Origin of the sequence: Priestia sp. RMT2NF4 (assembly GCF_047872835.1) — a bacterium.
Lineage (GTDB): Bacteria > Bacillota > Bacilli > Bacillales > Bacillaceae_H > Priestia > Priestia zanthoxyli.
This window is the reverse complement of record NZ_JBLQZO010000029.1, coordinates 1-605: the sequence shown is the minus strand read 5'-3', so window position 1 is coordinate 605 and position 605 is coordinate 1. Positions and strand designations below refer to the sequence as shown.

Below are 605 nucleotides of genomic sequence, written 5' to 3'. Positions count from 1 at the left end.
GGACTTGAACCGGCACGGTAGTCACCTACCGCAGGATTTTAAGTCCTGTGTGTCTGCCAATTCCACCACCCCGGCAGGACTTATATACGTGGAGCGGAAGACGAGGTTCGAACTCGCGACCCCCACCTTGGCAAGGTGGTGTTCTACCACTGAACTACTTCCGCGCATATATGAAATTAAGTAAAGATGCGGGTGAAGGGACTTGAACCCCCACGTCGTAAGACACTAGATCCTAAGTCTAGCGCGTCTGCCAATTCCGCCACACCCGCGTGTGAATATAAATGGTGAGCCATGAAGGACTCGAACCTTCGACCCTCTGATTAAAAGTCAGATGCTCTACCAACTGAGCTAATGGCTCGAAAAACTGGTGCCGGCAAGAGGACTTGAACCCCCAACCTACTGATTACAAGTCAGTTGCTCTACCAGTTGAGCTACACCGGCAAATGGTGGAGGATGACGGGATCGAACCGCCGACCCCCTGCTTGTAAGGCAGGTGCTCTCCCAGCTGAGCTAATCCTCCGATATAAAAGCCTGGCAACGTCCTACTCTCACAGGGACAAAGTCCCAACTACCATTGGCGCTAAAGAGCTTAACTTCCGTGTTCG

At 52.2% G+C, this 605-nt stretch carries 5 tRNA genes; all 5 read right to left on the bottom strand.

Going from position 1 to position 605, the window contains the following annotated elements:
- Positions 1-89 precede the first annotated feature (89 nt).
- Positions 90-164: transfer RNA gene (locus tag ACMX9J_RS27670), tRNA-Gly, on the bottom strand.
- 23 nt (positions 165-187) lie between these two features.
- A tRNA-Leu gene (locus ACMX9J_RS27665) sits at positions 188-269 on the bottom strand.
- 13 nt (positions 270-282) lie between these two features.
- Positions 283-358: transfer RNA gene (locus tag ACMX9J_RS27660), tRNA-Lys, on the bottom strand.
- A 7-nt stretch (positions 359-365) separates the two neighbouring features.
- A tRNA-Thr gene (locus tag ACMX9J_RS27655) sits at positions 366-441 on the bottom strand.
- Positions 442-444: 3 nt separating this feature from the next.
- Positions 445-520: transfer RNA gene (locus ACMX9J_RS27650), tRNA-Val, on the bottom strand.
- Positions 521-605: the final 85 nt, after the last annotated feature.